This is a genomic window from Coprobacillus sp. AF33-1AC (assembly GCF_003475785.1).
GTDB lineage: Bacteria > Bacillota_I > Bacilli_A > Erysipelotrichales > Coprobacillaceae > Faecalibacillus.
Genome location: NZ_QRQB01000055.1, coordinates 1,194 through 1,457, shown reverse-complemented (window position 1 = coordinate 1,457; position 264 = coordinate 1,194). Strand labels below are relative to the sequence as shown.

The 264-nt window shown below is 31.1% G+C and carries 1 pseudogene; it reads left to right on the top strand.

Annotated elements, in window-relative coordinates:
* Positions 1 to 82: 82 nt before the first annotated feature.
* Positions 83 to 264, top strand: a pseudogene (locus DWZ53_RS11380) (ISL3 family transposase); the annotation flags it as partial.

Genomic DNA, 264 nt, shown 5'->3' with positions numbered 1-264 from the left:
TATTTGTTTCAAACCGTCTTGAAAATGTTGTCCTAACTGTGGCAGCATTCATTTCATCAGTAAGGGAAACAAAAAGAGAACTTTGGTTTCTACACCTATTAACGATAAACCTGTAAAAATGATTACCTTTGTTAAGCGTTACAAATGCTTGGACTGTAATCTTTCTTTTTCTGATATAAATCCTGTTGCTTTTGATGACTGGTCATTTACTAGAATCGCTATTATTTCTATTTTAAATAAATTGAAGCCATATAATGCTACTTA